The organism is Amycolatopsis deserti (assembly GCF_014653945.1).
Lineage (GTDB): Bacteria > Actinomycetota > Actinomycetes > Mycobacteriales > Pseudonocardiaceae > Amycolatopsis_E > Amycolatopsis_E deserti.
Genome location: NZ_BNAU01000004.1, coordinates 82930 through 102553 on the forward strand (window position 1 = coordinate 82930; position 19624 = coordinate 102553).

The following is a 19624-nucleotide window of genomic DNA, read 5'->3' on the forward strand; positions in this document are numbered from 1 at the left end:
GTAAGATTCGCTCATGACCGTCACCGGCCTCCGCGAAGCCAAGAAGCAGGAAACCCGGCAGCTGATCTCCGACCAGGCGACCCGGCTCTTCATGGCGAAGGGTTTCGAGCAGACGACCATCGCGGAGATCGCGGAGGCCGCGCGGGTCGCCAAGAAGACGGTGACCAACTACTTCCCGCGCAAGGAGGACCTGGCCTTCGACCACCAGGACGAGTTCGTCGCGAGCCTGGCCCGCACGGTCGCGGCCCGTGAGCCCGGCGAGTCGGCCCTGTCCGCGCTGCGGCGGGATTTCCTGGAGGCGGTCGAGCGGCAGGACCCGGTGGCGGGGTTCGCCGGCCCGGAGTTCAGCCGCATGATCGCGGACAGCCCGACGCTCTCGGTGTGCCTGCGGGGCCTGCACGACCAGCGCGAGGACGCCCTGGCCGCCGCGCTCGCCCAGGCCGCCGGCGCCGCGCCGGAGGACATCACGCCCCGAGCGGCGGCGGCGGTGCTCGGTGGGGTGCACCGGGTGCTGTTCGCGCGCATCCAGGAGCTGACGCTCGCCGGGCTCGGCAACGCGGAGATCGCCGCCCTGGTCGGCCCCGAGGCCGCGCAGGCGTTCGCCCTGCTGGAACCCTCGCTCGGCGACTACGCCCGCGCCTGACCGGCGATCCCACGCAGCCGGCTCCGGAGCAACCCGGCGCGGTTACTCCACCAGTTCGGAGGTCTCCAGCCAGCGCGCCTCGACGTCCTCGATCTCCGCGCGGACCGTCTTCAGCTCCGTGTTCAGCTCGACCAGCTTGTCCGGGTCGGTGGCGTGCTCGGCCAGCTGCCCGTGCAGCTTGGTCTCCCGCGTGTGCAGCTGGTCCAGCCGGCGCTCCAACCGGGACAATTCCTTCTGCGCCGCCCGGAACTCCGCCGCGCTGGACGTCTTCGGCGCGGGCTTCGCGGCCACCGGGACACGCGCGGCCGCCCGGCGGGACAGGTACTCGTCGATGCCGCCCGGCAGGTGCGTGATCCGCCCGTCGCCGAACAGGGCGTAAACCGCGTCCGTCACGCGTTCCACCAGGTAACGGTCGTGCGAGACCACGACCATCGTCCCCGGCCAGGAGTCCAGCAGGTCCTCCAGCTGCTGCAGGGTGTCGATGTCCAGGTCGTTCGTCGGCTCGTCGAGCAGCAGCACGTTCGGCTCGGCCATCAGCAGCCGCGCCAGCTGCAGCCGCCGCCGCTCGCCGCCGGAGAGGTCCTCGACCGGCGTCCACTGCCGCGCGGGCGGGAACCCGAGCTTTTCCGCCAGCTGCGACGCCGACAGCTCCTGCTTGCCCAGCACGACCCGCGCCGAGACCTCCTCGACGGCCTCCAGCACCCGCAGCTGCCCGGGCAGCTCGTCCAGCTCCTGCGACAGGTGCGCCAGCCGCACCGTCTTGCCCTCGATCCGCTTGCCCGCGACCGGCTCCCGCTCCCCGGCCAGCAGCTTCAGCAGCGTCGTCTTGCCCGAGCCGTTCACGCCGACCAGGCCGAACCGGTCACCCGGCCCTATCCGCCAGGTCAGCCCTTCGACGACCGTCTTGTCCCCGGCCTTGAGGGTCACGTCCTCCAGCTCCAGCACGGTCTTGCCGAGCCGCCGCTTGGCGAACGACATCAGCTCGGCTGTGTTCCGCGGCTCCGGCACGTCCGCGATCAGCGCCTCGGCCGCCTCGATCCGGTACCGCGGCTTCAACGTGCGGGCCTTCGCACCGCGCTGCAGCCAGGCCAGCTCCTTGCGCGCGAGGTTGCGCCGCTTCTCCTCCATCGACGCCGCGAGCCGGGCCCGCTCGGCGCGCGCGAAGATCCAGTCCGCGTACCCGCCCTCGTACTGCTCGACGCGGCCGTCGGCGACCTCCCAGGTCCGCCCGCACACCGTGTCCAGGAACCACCGGTCGTGGGTGACCACCACGAGCGCGGACCGCCGCGCCAGCAGGTGGTCGGCCAGCCAGCGCACGCCTTCCACGTCCAGGTGGTTGGTCGGCTCGTCGAGCACGAGCAGGTCCAGGTCGCCGATCAGCGCGGCGGCCAGAGCGACCCGGCGACGCTCCCCTCCGGACAGTGTCCCGGTGGGATTGTCCAGCCCCAGCTCGGTGATCCCGAGACCCTCCACAATGGACCGCACCCGCGCGTCGGCCGCCCACTCGTGCTCGGCGTCGAAGCCGGCGAGCACGGCGTCGCGGATCGTGCTGCCCTCGGCGAGCTCGGTGCGCTGGGTGACGACCGCGAGCCGCAGCCCGCGAACCTGGCTCACCCGCCCGGAATCCGGCTCGGCCAGTCCGGAAAGGACTTCCAGCAGCGTGGTCTTGCCGCCACCGTTGAGGCCGACGACGCCGATGCGTTCGCCTTCGCCGACGCCGAGGGAGACGCTGTCCAGCAGCGGGCGGACCCCGTAGGACTTGGAAACCGCCTCGAGGTTGATCAAGTTTGCCACTACGCGTGCACCTGCGGAGGAGTCGGTCGATGTTCGTCGCCGCCGACGAGCCGCGCGCCCGGCACCGGGCCGTGCGCGACCCGCACTGTCCGGCACACCCCGGCCCCGGCCAGCTCGGCCGCGACCTCGAGGGCGGATTCGGCGTCGGCGCACAGGAAAGCGCACGTCGGGCCGGAGCCGGAGACGGTGCCGGCCAGCGCGCCGGCGTTCACCCCGGCGCGCAGCGTGCGGCGCAGGCCCGGCCGCAGCGACACCGCGGCGGCCTGCAGGTCGTTGCCGAGCAGCAGGGCCAGCTGACGCGGATCGCCGGAGGCCAGCGCCTCGACGACCGGCGCGTGCGAACCCACGCGCGGCGGGTTGCCGGTCTCGCGGAGCCGGTCCAGTTCCTTGTAGACGCGCTCGGTGGACAGCCCGCGCTGGTCGAACGCGAGCACCCAGTGGAAGGTGTGCCGGGACAGCACCGGGACCAGCTGCTCACCGCGGCCGGTGCCCAGCGCGGTGCCGCCGTAGAGCCCGAACGGCACGTCCGAGCCGAGCTTCGCGGCGATCCCGGCGAGCTCGTCGCGGCCGATGTCCAGCTTCCACAACGCCGCGAGCGCGACCAGCGTGCCCGCCGCGTCGGCGCTGCCGCCCGCCATACCACCCGCGACGGGGATCCCCTTGCGGAGGACCACCCGCACGTTCGACGCGCCGTCGGTCTTGCCGACGTGGGCGGCCAGCGCCTCGACCGCGCGCCAGGCCAGGTTGCTGGCGCCGGTGGGCACGACCTGCTCACCCTCGCCGTAGACCTCGACGCCCGGCTCCTCGGCCAGCGCGACGGTGACCTCGTCGGTCAGCGAAAGCGCGTGGAAGACGGTCGTCAGGTCGTGGAAACCGTCCGGGCGCAGGTCGCCGACCGACAGGTGCAGGTTGATCTTGGAGGGCACCCTGACGGTGACAGGTGGCGGTACGACGGCGAGCACCAGTCAAGCCTACGTGCCCGCCGGAGAGCGCGGAGAGGCAAGCTCCAGTGCGACGCGCAACGCCACCTCGGCCGACTCCGCCGTGGGGTTCTCGTCCAGGAACTGCGGGTTGTTGCCGGCCATGAGCGCGATCAGCGCGAGCCGGGCGCGCAACTGGTCCTCGGGACCGGCGTCGGCGGGGACGAGGATGGTGAACAGGTCCTTCATCCGCTTGGCCAGGATGTGCCCGGCGTGCAGCTCCTTGAGCGCGGGCTGGTTGTCCTGCATGAACCGCATGATCGGCCCGAACCGGCCCCGGATCAGGTCGGAGAGGCGGCGCAGCACTTCCTCGCGAGCCCGCTCGGGATCGTCCTGAGCCTGTCCCCACTCGATGATCTCGTCGAGCGAGGTGCCGATGTCCTCGATCAGGCTGTGGACGATGTCCTCCTTCGTGCGGAAGTGGTAGTAGAGCGCGGCCTTGGTGACGCCCAGCGCCTCCGCGATCTCCCGCAACGACGTCTTCTCGTAGCCCTGCTCGACGAACAGGTCCAGCGCGATCTGCTGGATGCGCTCGCGCGTGTCGGTCCGCCGCCCCGCCATGACCGTCCTTCCTGAGGAACTCTCAAACTTGCTTGACGCCCGGCTAGGCATCGGCCTACCGTGTCGTCAGCGCCATTACTTGTCGGCCGACTAGTAATGGTCGCTCCCAGTCTAACCCAGTTCTCCACCAGGGGGTTTCCACCATGACGACCACCACTCCGGCGCCGGTGTCGGCGCCCACGGACTCGAGAAAGTGGTGGGCGCTGGCCGTCGTCGGGCTCGCCCAGCTGCTCGTCATCATCGACACCACGATCGTCAACATCGCGCTGCCCACCGCGCAGGCCGACCTCGGCATGTCCGACGTCGCCCGGCAGTGGACGATCAGCGCCTACACGCTGGCCTTCGGCGGTTTGCTGCTGCTCGGCGGGCGGCTGGCCGACCGGCTGGGCCGCAAGAACACGCTCATCGTGGGCGCGCTCGGCTTCGCCGCCGCCTCCGCGCTGGGCGGGATGGCCTCCGGGCCGGGCCTGCTCATCGCCGCCCGCGCGGCCCAGGGGGTCTTCGCCGCGCTGCTGGCGCCGTCCACGCTCTCGCTGCTGACCATCACCTTCACCGAGGCGAAGGAACGGGCCAAGGCGTTCGGGATCTTCAGCGCGATCATGATGTCCGGCGGTGCGCTCGGCCTGGTTGCCGGCGGCGCGCTGGCCGAGTACGCGTCCTGGCGCTGGTGCCTGTACGTGAACCTGCCGATCGCCATCGCCGCCGCGGTCGCGGGATGGTTCGTGCTGCCCAACGTGCCCGGCCACCGGTCGACGCGGCTGGACTGGTTCAGCGGAGTGCTGGGCAGCGCCGGGATCGCCGGGCTCGTCTACGGCTTGTCCGAGGCGGCGACCCGGGGCTGGGGTTCGGCCGTGGTGCTCGGCACCCTGGTTGCCGCGGTGGCGCTGCTGGCCGGGTTCGTCCTCCGGCAGGCCCGGGTCGGGAACCCGCTGCTGCCGCTGCACGTCCTGACCGACCGCACCCGCTCGTCGGGCTTCCTGACCATCGCGATCGCGGCCTTCGGGATGTTCGGGATGTTCCTGTTCGTGACCTACCAGCTGCAGGCGATCATGGGTTTCGGCGCGCTCGGCGCCGGCCTGGCGTTCCTGCCGTTCCTGCTGGCCAACGTGATGGTCTCGACCCTGCTGACGCGACGGCTGATCCCGCGGACCGGGCCGCGCCCGCTGCTGGTGATCGGGCTCCTGCTGATGGCGGCCGGGCTCGCCGGGCTGACCCAGCTGTCGGTCGACACGTCCTACTTGACCCTCATCCTGCCGGTGACGCTGGTGCTCGGGGCCGGTGCCGGGCTGGCGATGCCGACGGTCATGAACATCGCGACCGCCGGGGTGGAGGCGAAGGACTCGGGCGTGGCGTCGGCGTTCATCACGACGTCCCAGCAGGTCGGGGCGTCGATCGGCACGGCGTCGCTGAACACGATCGCCGCGAGCGCGACCGCCTCGGCCGCCGGGCTGGCCCTGCCGGCGGCGACCGTGCACGGGTATGCCGTGGCGAACGGCTGGGCCGCGGGGATCGTGGCGGTGGGGGCGATCGCGGTCGGGGGCCTCGTCCGCCGCAAGTGAGACGAAGGGAGGGGCGCCCCAGCCGGGACGCCCCTCCCTTTCGGCTGCCGGGTCAGGCCGCGACGATGCTCTTCGGACCTTCCTTCGGGTGCACGACGTGGGCGCCGCGGTCGGCGATCCACGCCAGCGCCGCGTCCGCCTGGCTGCCGTTGACGCCGACGCGGAAGCGGGCCACCGGGGTGTCGCCGACGCGGGTCAGGCCGCCGCCGATCGTGGCGAGGTCGACGTCGAACCGCGCGGAGGCCTCCGGCAGCAGGGCGCCGACGGCCGCGAAGCCGATCAGCACGACGTCCACCGACCGGTCGTAGCCGGCGGACTGGCTGCGCGGCGTGTCGATCGGGGGCAGCAGGCTCTGCGCGACCTTGCTCGCCGGGTTGGCCAGCAGCTCGAGCACGGTGCCCTGCTCGACGAGCCGGCCGTCCTCCAGCACCGCGACCCCGTCGCAGACGCGCCGCACCGCGGCACCGTCCTGGGTGGTCAACAGCACCGTGACGCCCAGCTCCGCGCGGGCGCGGTCCAGGACGGTCAGCACGGCGCCGGTCTCCTCCACGCCGACACCCGCGGTCGGGTCGTCGGCGAGCAGCACGGCCGGGCCGGCGGCGAGCGACCGCGCGAGCGCGACGCGGCGGCGCTGCCCGGGGGTCAGCTCGCTGGGGCGCAGCGCGGCGCGCTGGGTCAGGCCGGCGAGGTCGAGCAGGCGGCCGACGCGGCTGCGGCGCTGCGGCCCGTCCAGGCCGAGCTGTTCCAGCGGGGCCGCGACGTTGCCGGCGACGGTGCGCTCGGCGTGCAGCACCGGCTGCGCGTCCAGCACCGCGACCTGGCGGCGCACCTCACGCAGCCGCCGCCCGTCGAGGCCGGTGGTGTTCAGGCCGTCCAGGCGCACGACGCCGCGGTCCGGCTTCTCCTGCAACGCGATGCACCGGGTGAGGGTGGACTTGCCGGAGCCGGCCGGGCCGACGACGCCGAACAGGGCGCCGGCGGGCACCTCGACGCTCACGTCCCGCAGGGCGTGGACGGGCTTGGCGGCACCGGGGAAGGACTTGGTCAGGTTTTCGACAGTGATCACGAATGGCTCCAGCACAACGTGGCGCGAACGCGCCGACCGCACACCAAGGAGACCGTCTACTGAGGACGGTCAGGCGAAGACAGGAGAAAAGTGGTGAAAGGGAAAGCGGTCAGCGACGACACGCACAGACCGTGCGACGACATTCGTCGACGACGCGGCGCCTCGTGAGCATCGTGCGATACACAGGAATCCTCCATCGGTCCTGGCGTTAGCACCTGCGCCCGGGTGGGGTGGTTGCTGCGGCTTCGGCGAGCCAGGTCTCTCAGCCGCTCGGGATGGATACCTCAAAGAGTAGAACGGACTTCACATCTTTTTGGCAAGTCCCCGGTGCCGATCAGGGTGCGAGATCACACCAACGGTGGTAAGGACTTGCTCGAAGCGATCCGGGCGAAGTCCCTTACCCCGAGCTGTTCACCCCGGGTGCGCGGATCGATACCCGCCGCGCGGAGGATCGCCTCGGCCTTCTCCCCCGAACCGGCCCACGACGACAGGGCGGCGCGCAGGGTCTTCCGGCGCTGGGCGAAGGCGGCGTCCACGACGGCGAACACCTCGTCCCGGTCCGCGTCCGACACCGGCTTCGCGGACCGCTCGAACGCGACGAGCGCGGAGTCCACGTTGGGCACTGGCCAGAACACCGCCCGCGGCACGGGCGCGACCTTGCGGGCCGGGCCGTACCAGGCGAGCTTCACGCTGGGGACGCCGTAGATGCGGCTGCCCGGGCCGGCGGCCATCCGGTCGGCGACCTCGGTCTGGACCATCACCAGGCCGTGCGCCAGGGAGGGCAGCTCGGCCAGCAGGTGCAGGACCACCGGGACGGCGACGTTGTAGGGCAGGTTGGCGACCAGGTGCGTGGGCTGGTCCGCGAGGTCTTGGGCGTCGAGCTTGAGGGCGTCCTGGATCCGGATGGTGAACCGGCTCGCGGCTTCGGGGGCGCGCTCGGCGACCGTGGCGGGCAGGCGCTGCCCGAGGACGGGGTCGATCTCGACGGCGGTCACGTGCGCGCCGGAGTCCAGGAGGCCCAGCGTGAGCGACCCGAGCCCGGGACCGACCTCCAGGACGTGGTCCCCCGGGCCGACGCCGGAGAGGTCCACGATGCGGCGCACGGTGTTGGGGTCGTGCACGAAGTTCTGGCCGAGCTTCTTCGTGGGACGAACGTCCAGCTCGGCGGCCAAGCCACGAATCTCGGCTGGTCCGAGCAGTGCGGTCACCCCGGTGATGCTACTGGCCCGCGACTACCGCACTCGCGGAAGGCCGCCCCCGGAAAACAAGATGACCCCAGCCGCCGGCCGGGGTCATCATGGTGTCGCTGGGGGGTCAGCTGGTCGCCTTGGCGCCGCAGACCGGCCAGGCTCCGTAGCCACCGCGGTCGTCGCGCACCTTCGTCGCCACCGCGATCTGCTGCTCGCGCGTGGCCTGGTGCGGGTACGCCGCGTACTGGTCGCCGCCGTAGGCGTCCCACGTGCTCTTGTTGAACTGCAGGCCGCCGTAGTAGCCGTTGCCGGAGTTGATCGACCAGTTTCCGCCGGACTCGCACTTCGCGATCGCGTCCCAGATGGCGCCGTCGCTGACCACCGGCTGCTTGGTGCCGACCCGCACGATCTTCGGCTTGGCCTCGACCAGCACCTTGGTCGACAGCTCCTCGCGGGCGGTCTCCTTGCCGTTGCGCTTGGTGATCCGGTAGGTCACCAGCTTCTTGCCCGCGGTGCCCGGATCCTGGACGACCTCGTCGCCGGCGTCGAGGGTCGCGTCCTTGATCTCCTGGACCTCGGGCTCGATCTCCTCTTCCTGGTTGATCACGGACACGCCGGTGCGGGAGATGTGCACCTCGGCGCCGTTGGCCAGCTTCAGGCCGAGACCGCCGTCGATCTCGTCGTCCGGGCCGAGCGACAGGCCCTGCTCGGCCAGGAACTCCTCCGCGGTGATCGCGGTGGTGCTCACCTGGCGCGGGGCGGCGTCGCCGTCGAAGACGGTGATGTTCTTGAGGGTCTTGATCTCGACGGTCGCGCCGTCCAGCGGCAGCTCCGCGTTCAGCGGCATCGAGTACGCGGTGCCCGGGCCGAACTGGCCGCTCAGGCCCAGCTGCGTGATGGCCTCCTGGAGGCTCGTCGCGCGGACCCACGACTCGCGGGCCACACCGTCGACGACCAGGTTCAGCTTGCGGCCGCGCTCCAGCTTGATGACGCCACCGTCACCGACCGGCGCCTGCGGCGAGGGGGACAGCGCGTCGTGCTCACCGACGGTGAGACCGGCGTCCTCGAGGACCTCGCCGACCGTCTTGCCGAAGCTGTGCACGGTCTGCGTGTGACCGTCGACGTCGACGGTCACGCTCTTGTTCATGGCCAGCGCGGCCGCGCCGCCACCGGTCAGGCTGATCAGGAGGGCCAGGACCGAGCCGCGGAGGAACCGCCGCTTCCAGGTCTTGACCGCGGTGACGAGGGCCTTCTCCGGCTCCTCCGAAGACCCCGCCGCCTCCACGGCGGCCGTGCGGTCTTCCGACACCGCGTCCGGGATGGCCAGCGCCGGGAGCATCGTGGTCTCGGCGTTGATCAGCCGGATCAGCTCGTCGACGTCGATCTCGGCCTCGGCCATGAGATCGTCCGCGTCGCTACCCAGAACCGTGCGGATGTCGTGCTCGGTGACAGCCAGGTCGTCCGAGAACGCGTCGGCGTCGGGCCAGTCGAGGGTGCCCACCGCGCCACCACGGCTGGACTCGAACCAGTCCACCGCCTCGGTCGGGCGCGCGTCGGCCCATCTACTACCAGTCACAGCAGGTCGATCCCTTTCGCACTACGGCTCCCGGAAGTCGTCGCCATCCCCGATCCGACCTGCACTGGCTTGACTCCGGGTGTTCCGCCCTTCGCCCGGTTGGAGCGATCATGCGGCACGGTCACGGGACAGTAACGGACCCCGCGAGGTTGCGCAAACACCGGGCGGAATGTCGTGGCGTTCGTCACTCCTCCGTGTGGATGGTTGCCTTCCACGAATGTCGCAGTCCGTTCAACCCGAGGTGACGGACGGGAGCCGGAAGACGCGTTCGGCGGTCTGCGACACCGCCGAACAGACGCCTTCCAGGTCTTCCGAACGGAGGTCGGCGAGGAAGTGGACCGTGTAAGCGGTGCAGTACGGCTCATTGGGGCGCCCGCGGAACGGGTGCGGCGTCAGGAACGGCGCGTCGGTCTCGACGAGGAACTGCCCGGACGGCACCAGCTTCGCCGCGGCCTGCAGCGCGCGGGCGTTGCGGAACGTGACCGTGCCGGCGAACGACAGCACGTACCCGGCGTCCACGCAGCGGCGGGCGATGTCCTCGTCACCGGAGAAGCAGTGGAACACCACCGTCTCCGGCGCGCCCTCCTCGTCCAGGATCCGCAGCACGTCGGAATGCGCGTCCCGGTCGTGGATCATCAGCGGTTTGCCGATGCGCTTGGCGAGGTCGATGTGCCAGCGGAACGCCTCCTGCTGGGCGTCCGGCGGCGAGTAGTCCCAGTAGTAGTCCAGGCCGGTCTCGCCGACCGCGACCACCCGGTCCTGGCGCGCCAGCCGCTCTATTTCGGACTGTTCCGCCTCGCCGAAGTCCTTGGTGCGCGTGGGGTGGATCGCCACCGCGGCCCACACCCGATCGTCCCAAGTGGACGCGCGCGCGGCCCAGCGGGCGGCGTCCAGGTCGTCGGCGACGGTCACCATCCGGGTCACCCCGGCCGCCGCGGCGCGGTCGGCCAGCTCGGCGACGTCGGCCGCCGTGACCGCCCCGCAGGCGTCCAGGTGCGTGTGCGAGTCGACCACCGGCGCCGGGAGGCGGTCCGGCACCGGCGGTCGTTCCTTCTTACTCACTGACGATCGGGGCCCACTCCGGTCCGGTCTCGCCCAGCTTCGGGTCGAGCTTGGCGAACAGCGGCGTCGGCTTGGACAGCGGACGGCCGACCTCGATCGGGATCGACTCCCAGCGCGCCTGCTCGGCCGCGTAGTCGCCGGTCAGGATCGGGTTGATCCGGCCAGGGATGTCGAGGTCCTCGACGTCCCGCAGCTCCGGCTGCGCGGCCCACACGCCGGTGCCGCCCAGCGCCTCGTGCACCTTCTGCGCCGAGTGCGGTAGGAACGGGGTGAGCAGCGTGTTCGCGTCCGACACCACCTGCAGCGCGGTGTGCAGCACCGCGTCGCGGCGTTCCGGGTCGTCCTTGAGCTTCCACGGCTCCTGGTCCGACAGGTACCGGTTGGCGGCGGACACGACACGCATCGCCTCGGTGGCCGCCAGCTTGAACCGGGACCGCTGCAGGTGCCCGCCGACGGTCTCGAACGCCTTGCGGGACAGCGCCTTCAGCTCCTCGTCCGCGGCCGCCGGCTTGACCGGGGCCGGGATCGCGCCGTTGTTCTTGTGCGCCATCGAGATCGAGCGGTTGACCAGGTTGCCCCACTCGTTGGCGAGCTCGAAGTTGGTGCGGCGGACGAACTCGTCCCAGGTGAAGTCGGTGTCCTGGGTCTCCGGGCCGGCCACCGCGATGAAGTAGCGCAGGGTGTCCGGGCCGAACTCGCGCAGGAAGTCGTTGACGTAGATGACCGTGCCGCGCGAGGTGGAGAACTTCGACCCGCTCATGGTCAGGAACTCCGACGACACGATCTCGTCCGGCAGGTTCAGCTTGCCGTACGGGCCGACCTGCCCACCCTTGTCCCCGGCCCCGTTGTGGCCGAGCAGCAGCGCGGGCCAGATCTGGGCGTGGAAGGTGATGTTGTCCTTGCCCATGAAGTAGTAGCCGCGCGCGTCCGGGTTGTTCCAGAACTCCTGCCAGGCGTCCGGGTTGCCGCTGCGGCGGGCCCACTCGACGCTGGCCGAGAAGTAGCCGATCACCGCGTCGAACCACACGTAGAACCGCTTCAGCGGCTGGTCGCGCCAGCCGTCCAGCGGGATCTTCACGCCCCAGTCCAGGTCGCGGGTGATCGGCCGGGGCCGCATGTCGTCGAGCAGGTTCTTGGTGAAGTTGACGACGTTGGGCCGCCAGTCGGTCTTGGTCGACAGCCACTTGCCGAGACTCTCGGTGAACGCCGGCAGGTCGAGGAACAGGTGCTCGGTCTCGACGAACTTCGGCGTCTCGCCGTTGATCCGCGACTTCGGGTTGATCAGCTCCGCGGCGTCCAGCTGGTTGCCGCAGTTGTCGCACTGGTCGCCGCGCGCGCCGTCGTACCCGCAGATCGGGCAGGTGCCCTCGATGTAGCGGTCGGGCAGCGTGCGGCCGGTGGACGGGCTGATCGCGCCGGTCGTGGTCTTGGGCACGACGTAGCCGTTGCGGTGCAGCGCGAGGAAGATCTGCTGCGTGACCTCGGCGTGGTTGCCGGTGCTGGTGCGGGTGAACAGGTCGTAGGTCAGCCCCAGACCCTGCAGGTCCTGGCCGATCTGGCGGGTGTACTTGTCGGCGGTCTGCTGGGAGGTGAGGCCCTCCTTGTCCGCCTGGACGGTGATCGGCGTGCCGTGCTCGTCGGTCCCGGACACCATGAGCACCCGGTTGCCGGCCATTCGCTGGTAGCGCGAGAACACGTCCGACGGGACGCCGAAGCCGGAGACGTGGCCGATGTGACGGGGCCCGTTGGCATAAGGCCAGGCCACCGCCGTCAACACAGGGATGCTCATGCCTGTTTAGCGTACGGATGCCGTCTCGTGCATTGTTACCTGGGAAGGCTTAAGGAGGTCGGGTGTCGCCGACGCGGCTGCTGGTGCTGGGCGTCGTACGGATGTACGGCAAGGCGCACGGCTATCAGGTGCGGCGTGAGCTGCTGACCTGGTCGGCCGACCGGTGGGCCAACGTCCAGCCCGGGTCGATCTACCACGCGCTGAAGAAGATGGCGGCCGAGGGCCTGCTGGAGGCGGTGCCCGACGAGCCGGAGGGGCGCGGCCCGGACCGGGTCGCCTACCGGCTGACCGACGACGGCGAGACCGAGTTCCAGGTCCGGCTGGCCCAGATGCTGAGCCAGCTCGGCGAGAACGACGCGCAGAACGCGTTCGGCTTCGCCGCGGCGCTGACGTTCCTGCCCTGCCTGCCCCGGCGACGGGCCGCCTCCCTGCTCCAGCACCGGCTGACCCAGATGGAAGGCCAGCTCGCGTCGGTCCGGCACGTGCTCGGGCACGGCGTGGAGTGGGGCCAGCCGGCGCACGTGAACGAGCTGTACCGGCTGTGGGCCACCAACGTCTCGGCGACGATGGAGTGGGTGCGCACCCTGATCAAGCGGCTGGAGGACGGCGAGTACGTCATGGCCGACGACCCGGGCCGCAGCTTCGGCGAACCGCCTCCGGTGATCAAGTAATCAAATTTGACTACGGCGCGATAGTTGAGGGAGAGTGGCGGCCGTCACTAGTCAAATTTGACTACTGAACCAAGGGGGATTTTCGGATGATCAAGGCACGCGGCCTCGCGCGGACCTTCACCGCGCGCGGTCGCAGCGTCGAAGCCGTGAAGGGCGTCGACATCGACGTCGCCGAGGGCGAACTGGTCGGGTTCCTCGGCCCGAACGGCGCCGGCAAGACCACGACCCTGCGCATGCTGACCACGCTGCTGCGCCCGACCGCGGGCGAGGCGAGGGTGGCCGGGCGCGACCTGCTGGCCGATCCGGTCGGCGTGCGCAGGCAGATCGGGTACGTCGCCCAGGGCGGCGGCGTGACCCCGGAGATGAAGGTGCTCGAGGAGATCGAGCTGCAGGGCCGCCTCTACGGCATGTCGAAGGAGAACTCGCTGCGCCGCGGACGGGAGCTGGTCGAGCAACTCGACCTGGTCAACCTGGACCAGCGGCTCACCAAGACCCTGTCCGGCGGGCAGCGGCGGCGGCTGGACATCGCGCTGAGCCTGATCCACGACCCGAAGCTGATCTTCTTCGACGAGCCGACCACCGGGCTGGACCCGCAGAGCCGCGCGAACCTGTGGGAGCACATCCGGCGGCTGCGCGCCGACCACGGCGTGACGTTGTTCCTCACCACGCACTACCTGGACGAGGCCGACTCGCTGTGCGACCGGATCCTGGTGATCGACAACGGGCAGATCGTGGCCGAGGGGTCGCCGGACTCGCTCAAGGCGCGCGTGTCCGGCGACGGCGTGACGATCGGGGTGGCGCCGGAGTTCGTGGGCGCCGCGGCCGAGGTGGCCGGGCGCCTCGAAGGCGCGCACGAGGTGACCACCGGCGACGGGGTGGTGCGGTTCCGGGTGCCGCGCGGGGACACCGCGCTGCCGGAGCTGCTGCGCCGGCTCGACGCGGACGGCATCGCGATGACCTCGATGCAGGTGCACCGGCCGACGCTGGACGACGTGTTCCTCACGCTCACCGGCCGCTCCCTGCGGGACGCCGAGCAGTCCCAGGCCCACCAGGAGGCCGCCCATGTTGCGTGACACGTGGCTGATCTTCAAGCGGGACTGGACGCTGTCCATGCGCAACCCCGCGTGGGTGATGATCGGCATCATGCAGCCGGTGCTGTACCTGGTGCTGTTCGGGCCGCTGATGGAGAAGGTCGTCAGCAGCACGCCGGGCTTCCCGCCGGGCAGCAGCTGGACGATCCTGACGCCGGCGCTGATCATCCAGCTCGCGCTGTTCAGCTCGTCGTTCGCCGGGTTCTCGCTGCTGATGGACTACCGCAGCGGGGTGCTCGAGCGGCTGCGGGTGACGCCGGCCAGCCGGGCCGGGCTGCTGCTGGGCAAGGTGGCGAACAACGTGATCCAGGCGGTCATCCAGGCCGTGCTGATCACGGTGCTCGCGTATGTCGCTTTTGGACTGGACGCGCCGGTCGGCGGGGTGCTGCTGAGCCTGGTGATCGTCGGCCTGGTCGCGGCGACGCTGGCTTCGGCGTCGTACGCGGTGGCACTGACGCTGAAGAGCGAGCAGGCGTTCCCGGCGCTGCTCAACGCCGTGCTGATGCCGGTGCTGCTGCTGTCCGGCATCCTGCTGCCGATCACCAGCATCCTCGCGCCGGACTGGCTCTACACCCTCTCGCGGATCAACCCGTTCACCCACGTGGTCGACGCCGAACGAGCCACCTTCCGCGGCGACCTCACGATGGACGCGCTGATGACCGGCTCGATCATCCTGGTGGTGATGGCGGCGCTGGCGGTGTTCTGGGGCACGCGGACGTTCCAGAAGGAGAACGCGTAACTGTCGGGGGGCGGTGCCGGGCTGCCCGACCCCGGCACCGTCCCCTGGCACACCCGCCGGCCGAGCCACCGCCCTGCGGCCCGACCCGGCAGTGCTGAGCGAGGACATGCGGCCGGTCGTCGCGGCGTGCGCCAGAGGTTCGGCCAGCCCCTGTCGGCGATCAGGCGCAGGGCGAGGTGGTCGCGTTCGTCTCCACGTCTTGTCGGTTTCGGCGCCGGCGTGCTCGCGTGCTGCGCGCACCGGCGATTTCGCCGATGCCGCGGCGCGCGCGGCCGCTCCACACTGGCTCTCCCCAGATCACGGAGGTGACCAGTGCGCACAGCCGTTCTCGCCGTACTCGTGGCGGTGCTCGCCGCGCTCCTGCCCGCCACGGCGGCCCACGCCGCGGCCGCCAATCCCACGATCACCGTGCCACCCGCCGGGACGCACGGGTTCCCGTTCCTCGCCGCGGCCGAGGACCTCGGCTCGTTCGGCTACACCGAGAGCGAGTACTTCATCTCGGGCACCGCGACCGCCTACGCCAAGTCCGGTTTCTGGACCTCGGACGGCCGCTGGACCGTCCGCCCCACCACCCGCGCCGACTACCGGACCCGGCTGCTGGTGCGGCGGCCGAGCGATCCCGCGCGGTTCAACGGCACCGTCGTCGTGGAGTGGCTCAACGTCAGCGCCCAGCTGGAGCTGTCGCCGGACTACTGGTTCACCCGCGACGAGCTGCTGCGCCGGGGTTACGCGTGGGTCGGTGTGTCCGCGCAGTCGGTCGGTGTCAACGGCGGGCTCGGCGACATCGCCGGGCTGCGCGGCTGGGACCCGGCCCGCTACGGCAGCCTCGTGCACCCCGGTGACGCGTACGCCTACGACATCTTCTCCCAGGCCGGGCAGGCGTTGCGCACGCCGAACGGGCCCGACCCGTTGGGCGGCTTGCGGATCCGGACGCTGCTCGCCGACGGGGAATCGCAGTCGGCCGGGCTCGTGACCACCTACGCCAACGCGGTCCAACCGGTGTCGGGTGTCTACGACGGGTTCCTGATCCACAGCAACAGCGCGGTCGGCGCGCCGATCAGCGGGCGGCTGGCCGACGTCCTGACGATGCCGAACCCGAGCCGGATCCGCACCGACACCGCGGTGCCGGTGTTCGTGGTGCTGACCGAGACCGACGTGCCGGGCGCGTCCGCGGCGCGGCAGCCGGACACGGACCGGGTCGTGCACTGGGAACTGGCCGGCACGGCGCACGGCGACCAGTGGGCGTTCGACCTCGGCGACCCGACGCTGAAGAAGTCCGTCGGCTCGGCCGCGCCGCAGCCGGACTGCGCCGCGGGTTCGGCGCCGTACAACGACGGGCCCGGCCACTACTCGATGAACGCCGCACTGCGCTCCCTCACCACGTGGGCCCAGGGCGGTCCGCGCCCGGCGAGCGGCGCGCTGCTCGACGCCGACCGCCGCGACCCGCGCACCGGCCTCGCGCTCGGTGGCATCCGGCTGCCCGACGTCGCCGTGCCGACCCGCACGCTCAGCGGCGAGCGGGACACTTCGGGCAGCGGGGTGTTCTGCGGCCTCTACGGCGCCCGCGACCCGTGGAACGGCGACGCCGACCCGTGGGACCAGCACAACGCCGGCGACCCGTCCGACCCGTCGTTCCCGCCCACCGCGGAACCGGTGCTGAGCCGCCTGTACCCGACCAACGCCGACTACGTGAGCAAGGTCCAGGCGGCCGCCCAGTCCTCGGTCACCGCGGGGCACCTGCTGCCGGAGGACGCGGCGGCGATCGTGGAGGCCGCACGCGATTCGGGCATCGGCGGCTAGCCGCGGCTGCCGTTCCCCACCGGCCCGGCCGTCGTTCCGCCGCACCCGCGGTGGACCGGCGGCCGGGCCGCTACAAGCTCCACATTCGACAGCGCGCGGCCCTCGCCGCCTGCCGGCGCTGTGTACTTGCCGTGTGTCACACCCTTTTCGGGTGGTGCGTCGATACGGCAACCGGGGCTTTTCGCGCTTATGGTGACTACGCAGTGTCCTAGGAGACGCATTTCGGCGATGTGAAGGCGGCGGTTTGACGGAGGGCAGCACCGAGCGCGGGATCAACCTCGCGCTGCACGCGACCGTGGCCGACTGGGACGCGGTCCGCTCCGGCGCTGTCTCGTTCGCCTCCATCACCGTCACCGAGAACACGAACTGGCTCGACCGGGGCGCCGGCAAGCAGATCGAGGCCGCGCAGCAGGCGGGTATCCGCACCGGCATCCGCCACTACGCGCGCCCGGGCGCGCCCCACGACCAGGCCGAGCTGTGCGTGCGGGCGGGGCGCGGGCTCGGGGTGTTCGGGCCGGGTTCGCTCGCGCCGACGCTCGAGGTCGAGGCGGAGGGCGTCGACGACCGGTTCGTGAAGGCGTGGATCAAGACCGTGCGGCAGTCCGCGGGCATCGAGCGGGTGGTCGTCTACGCCGACTACGGGCTCTGGCTGCGCCGGTTGCACCCGGAGAAGTGGGCCGACCGCGAGGTCGTGCTGTGGGTGGCGCGGCACAACGACATCCCGGGCCGTCCGGGCTGGTTCCACCCGCGCCTGGCGCTGCACGAGCACAGCTCGGTGCCGCCGATGCCCGGCGTGTCCGGTCCGATCGGGATGGACGCGCTGGTGTACCCGTTCACGCTGGCCGACCTACTGCTCTAGCCGGCTGCGCATCAGGAAGACGTTGTACGGCCCCCACTGGGACATCAGGTAGTAGACGTCCGGGCCGTCCAGCGCCCACGGGTGCAGGTAACCGCCGTAGAGGCCGGGGTACTGGTGCCCGGGCACGGCGACCTGGCCGGGGGACCACGGTCCGGTGAGCCGGTCGGCGGAGCGCAGCAGGATCGCGCCGCCCGGATCGTCCAGGTGCATCGCCAGCCACTGTCCGAGGTGGACGTCGTAGGCGACCGACAGCTCCCCGACCGGGCCCGGGATGACCGGCGCGGCCGCGAACTCGTCGCGGGACCAGCCGCGGCCGTCGAAGTACTCGTAGGAGGACGCGTCGAGCAGGTGCGGGATCGCCGTGCGGGCCAGGTAGGCGTCGCCGTGCCGCCCGTTGGTGGTGCCGAAGAGGTAGAGGTGGTCCCCCTCGCGGGCGAGTGCGCACATCTGGAACGGATCGTCCCGCTCGGCGCGGTTGATCCAGCGCGCGCTCCACGGCTTGTCCCAGGTCACCCCGTCCCGCGACACCGCGAGGCCGGAGTAGTTGGTGGTCCACTTCCCGGGCGGGCCCCACTGCCGGACGGACATGTAGTGCACCACCTGGAGCCCGTCGACGGCCAGGCCCGAGTTCGGGATGACGGTGACCTCGTCGCGACGCTCGTCCCGCGGGATGACCTGGGCGGCGGTCCCGTCCGGCCGGGTGACGACGCCGTCCAGCGTGAGGCCGGCGGCCAGGTCCGTCGTGGTGGAGAAGGCCAGGACGTTGCAGCGCCAGTCGGCGCTGTTCGGGCCGCCGCCGTCGCCGCCCCAGCCCTCGCCGAAGGTGTCGCCGAACAGCACGAAGACCCGGCCGTCACCGCCGTCCCACAGGATGCCGAGATCGGTGCCGTGGATGGCGAACCGGTCGGTCCGGTTGATCGAATCGGCGCCGGTCACCTTGCAGATCTGCTCCGTTTCCGCGATGCGAACCATGCTCCGACCGTAAGTCACAATGTTCCCGTGCGGGTGACACGAACGAGACTGGGCCGCGGCCGAACACCGGATGAGGTGCTGCTGCTCCTCGACGAGCGCGCCCGCTTCCGGGGGATCGGCACGGCGGCCGGTCTGTGCGGCGACTGGTTCGGCTCCCGGGCGGTGCTCGCGCCCGAGGTGCAGCTCCGCCCGGTCACCGACCCGTTCGAGGTCCCGGACCTGCAACCGCTGGTGGAGCCCGCGGACGGCGTCGTCGGCGGCGGCTGGTTCGGGTACCTGTCCTACGACCTCACCGACCCCTCCGGCCGCCGCGCGGACCTGCCGGGAGCGGTTTGGGGCTGGGCCGACCACGTCCTGCGACTGGATGCGGACGGCTGGTGGTGGTTCGAATCGCTGGACGCGGACGCCACGGCCGCGGAGTTCGAACGCCTGCTGAGCCTCCCGGCGCCGTCGCCGACCTGGCACGCCGGGCCGTTGCACCGTCCGTTGCCGGCCGAACACGGCGACGCGGTCAAGGCGTGCGTGCACGCGATCGAGGCCGGCGAGCTGTTCCAGGCCAACATCTGCACCCGCTTCGAGGGCACGTTCGAGGGGTCACCGGCCGCGTTGTTCGCGGAGGGGGTGCGCGGCCTGCAGCCACGCCGGGCGGCGTTCCTGACCGGGGACTGGGGCAGCGTCGTGTCGTTGTCGCCCGAGCTGTTCCTCGCCCGCCACGGCGACCGCGTCCGCTCCACGCCGATCAAGGGCACGCTCCCCCGCCGCGGCCCCGCCGACAACGCGCTGGCGCAACGGCTGCGCGAGTCGGTCAAGGACGTCGCCGAGAACGTGATGATCACCGACCTGGTGCGCAACGACCTGGGCCGGGTGTGCGCGGTGGGCAGCGTGCGGGTGCCCGAACTGCTGCGCGTCCGGCCCGCGCCCGGGGTGTGGCACCTGGAGTCGACGGTGGAGGGGCGGGTGGTCACCTCCGACGCGGAGTTGCTGGCCGCGACGTTCCCGCCGGGTTCGGTCACCGGGGCGCCGAAGATCCGGGCGCTGGAGCTGATCGCGGAGCTGGAACCCCGCCCGCGCGGGGTGTACACGGGCGCGATCGGCCTGGCCTCGCCGGTGGCGGGGCTGGAGCTGAACGTCGCGATCCGCACGTTCGAACTGCACGGCGACCGCATCGCGCTCGGCGTGGGCGGCGGCATCACCGCGGATTCCGCCGCCGACGCCGAATGGCAGGAATGCCTGCACAAGGCCGCGCCGCTGGAGGCGTTGCTCGGCTGACCG

At 71.5% G+C, this 19624-nt stretch carries 17 protein-coding genes and 1 riboswitch; of the genes, 8 read left to right on the plus strand and 9 right to left on the minus strand.

Translation table 11 applies throughout. The annotated features are described in order from the left end of the window. Nucleotides 1-13 precede the first annotated feature (13 nt). Nucleotides 14-643 carry a TetR/AcrR family transcriptional regulator gene (locus tag IE290_RS18310; RefSeq protein ID WP_191245860.1) on the plus strand — a complete coding sequence of 210 codons (630 nt, stop codon included), beginning with the start codon at nt 14-16 and terminating at the stop codon, nt 641-643. Nucleotides 644-685: 42 nt separating this feature from the next. Here the strand turns inward: IE290_RS18310 and IE290_RS18315 are convergent, their stop codons facing one another. Genes IE290_RS18315 through IE290_RS18325 form a run of 3 tightly spaced genes read right to left on the minus strand, consistent with a single transcriptional unit; the run spans nt 686 to nt 3978 of the window. Continuing rightward, nucleotides 686-2437 carry an ABC-F family ATP-binding cassette domain-containing protein gene (locus IE290_RS18315; protein WP_191245861.1) on the minus strand — a complete coding sequence of 584 codons (1752 nt, stop codon included), beginning with the start codon at nt 2435-2437 and terminating at the stop codon, nt 686-688. Further along, nucleotides 2437-3399, minus strand: coding sequence for a 4-(cytidine 5'-diphospho)-2-C-methyl-D-erythritol kinase (locus tag IE290_RS18320; protein ID WP_191245862.1), 963 nt, complete (start codon nt 3397-3399; stop codon nt 2437-2439). Before IE290_RS18320 ends, IE290_RS18315 begins: the two co-directional genes overlap by 1 nt. A 9-nt stretch (nt 3400-3408) precedes the next feature. Then, a complete protein-coding gene (locus tag IE290_RS18325) occupies nt 3409-3978 on the minus strand; it encodes a TetR/AcrR family transcriptional regulator (protein ID WP_191245863.1) in 570 nt (189 codons plus the stop codon). 167 nt (nt 3979-4145) lie between these two features. On the opposite strand from IE290_RS18325, the gene IE290_RS18330 reads away from it, so the two are divergent. Beyond that, a complete protein-coding gene (locus IE290_RS18330) occupies nt 4146-5537 on the plus strand; it encodes a DHA2 family efflux MFS transporter permease subunit (RefSeq protein ID WP_191246300.1) in 1392 nt (463 codons plus the stop codon). A 52-nt stretch (nt 5538-5589) separates the two neighbouring features. Here the strand turns inward: IE290_RS18330 and IE290_RS18335 are convergent, their stop codons facing one another. The 5 genes from IE290_RS18335 to metG all read right to left on the minus strand — a co-directional run bounded on the left by IE290_RS18335 (nt 5590) and on the right by metG (nt 12220). Then, the gene (locus IE290_RS18335; protein ID WP_191245864.1) at nt 5590-6603 is read right to left on the minus strand and encodes a methionine ABC transporter ATP-binding protein; all 1014 of its coding nucleotides are present in this window, start codon (nt 6601-6603) and stop codon (nt 5590-5592) included. Nucleotides 6604-6793: 190 nt separating this feature from the next. Beyond that, nucleotides 6794-6885, minus strand: a riboswitch (SAM riboswitch). Between the two features lie 65 nt (nt 6886-6950). After that, entirely contained in the window at nt 6951-7811 is an 861-nt protein-coding gene (gene rsmA / locus IE290_RS18340; protein ID WP_191245865.1) for a 16S rRNA (adenine(1518)-N(6)/adenine(1519)-N(6))-dimethyltransferase RsmA, read from the minus strand. A gap of 106 nt (nt 7812-7917) precedes the next feature. Next, nucleotides 7918-9327 carry a resuscitation-promoting factor gene (locus IE290_RS18345; RefSeq protein ID WP_191246301.1) on the minus strand — a complete coding sequence of 470 codons (1410 nt, stop codon included), beginning with the start codon at nt 9325-9327 and terminating at the stop codon, nt 7918-7920. Between the two features lie 273 nt (nt 9328-9600). After that, nucleotides 9601-10431: a TatD family hydrolase gene (locus tag IE290_RS18350; RefSeq protein ID WP_191245866.1), complete on the minus strand. Its 831-nt coding sequence runs from the start codon at nt 10429-10431 to the stop codon at nt 9601-9603. Then, entirely contained in the window at nt 10424-12220 is a 1797-nt protein-coding gene (gene metG / locus IE290_RS18355; RefSeq protein WP_191245867.1) for a methionine--tRNA ligase, read from the minus strand. Before metG ends, IE290_RS18350 begins: the two co-directional genes overlap by 8 nt. Nucleotides 12221-12282: 62 nt before the next feature. Between metG and IE290_RS18360 the strand changes: the two genes are divergently transcribed. The 5 genes from IE290_RS18360 (at nt 12283) to IE290_RS18380 (ending at nt 17380) form a co-directional block, all read left to right on the plus strand. After that, on the plus strand, nt 12283-12891 hold the full coding sequence (locus tag IE290_RS18360) for a PadR family transcriptional regulator (protein ID WP_191245868.1): 609 nt from the start codon (nt 12283-12285) through the stop codon (nt 12889-12891). A gap of 86 nt (nt 12892-12977) precedes the next feature. Then, nucleotides 12978-13964, plus strand: coding sequence for an ATP-binding cassette domain-containing protein (locus IE290_RS18365; RefSeq protein WP_191245869.1), 987 nt, complete (start codon nt 12978-12980; stop codon nt 13962-13964). Beyond that, nucleotides 13954-14721, plus strand: a complete 768-nt coding sequence (locus IE290_RS18370) for an ABC transporter permease (protein ID WP_191245870.1) — start codon at nt 13954-13956, stop codon at nt 14719-14721. Before IE290_RS18365 ends, IE290_RS18370 begins: the two co-directional genes overlap by 11 nt. A 312-nt stretch (nt 14722-15033) precedes the next feature. Next, a complete protein-coding gene (locus tag IE290_RS18375) occupies nt 15034-16521 on the plus strand; it encodes an alpha/beta hydrolase domain-containing protein (RefSeq protein WP_229874583.1) in 1488 nt (495 codons plus the stop codon). A 244-nt stretch (nt 16522-16765) separates the two neighbouring features. Continuing rightward, nucleotides 16766-17380: a glycoside hydrolase family 25 protein gene (locus IE290_RS18380; protein WP_191245871.1), complete on the plus strand. Its 615-nt coding sequence runs from the start codon at nt 16766-16768 to the stop codon at nt 17378-17380. On the opposite strand, the gene IE290_RS18385 is transcribed toward IE290_RS18380, so the two are convergent. After that, nucleotides 17369-18352 carry a glycoside hydrolase family 183 protein gene (locus IE290_RS18385; RefSeq protein ID WP_191245872.1) on the minus strand — a complete coding sequence of 328 codons (984 nt, stop codon included), beginning with the start codon at nt 18350-18352 and terminating at the stop codon, nt 17369-17371. The genes IE290_RS18380 and IE290_RS18385 overlap by 12 nt on opposite strands. 27 nt (nt 18353-18379) lie before the next feature. On the opposite strand from IE290_RS18385, the gene IE290_RS18390 reads away from it, so the two are divergent. Next, on the plus strand, nt 18380-19621 hold the full coding sequence (locus tag IE290_RS18390) for an aminodeoxychorismate synthase component I (protein WP_191245873.1): 1242 nt from the start codon (nt 18380-18382) through the stop codon (nt 19619-19621). Nucleotides 19622-19624 lie beyond the last annotated feature (3 nt).

Excerpts from the sequence above, each read along its gene's own strand:
- IE290_RS18310 (WP_191245860.1), top strand. The coding sequence starts at position 14 with ATGACCGTCACCGGCCTCCGCGAAGCCAAGAAGCAGGAAACCCGGCAG.
- IE290_RS18325 (WP_191245863.1), bottom strand. The coding sequence starts at position 3,978 with ATGGCGGGGCGGCGGACCGACACGCGCGAGCGCATCCAGCAGATCGCG.
- metG (WP_191245867.1), bottom strand. The coding sequence starts at position 12,220 with ATGAGCATCCCTGTGTTGACGGCGGTGGCCTGGCCTTATGCCAACGGG.
- IE290_RS18365 (WP_191245869.1), top strand. The coding sequence starts at position 12,978 with ATGATCAAGGCACGCGGCCTCGCGCGGACCTTCACCGCGCGCGGTCGC.
- IE290_RS18370 (WP_191245870.1), top strand. The coding sequence starts at position 13,954 with ATGTTGCGTGACACGTGGCTGATCTTCAAGCGGGACTGGACGCTGTCC.
- IE290_RS18385 (WP_191245872.1), bottom strand. The coding sequence starts at position 18,352 with ATGGTTCGCATCGCGGAAACGGAGCAGATCTGCAAGGTGACCGGCGCC.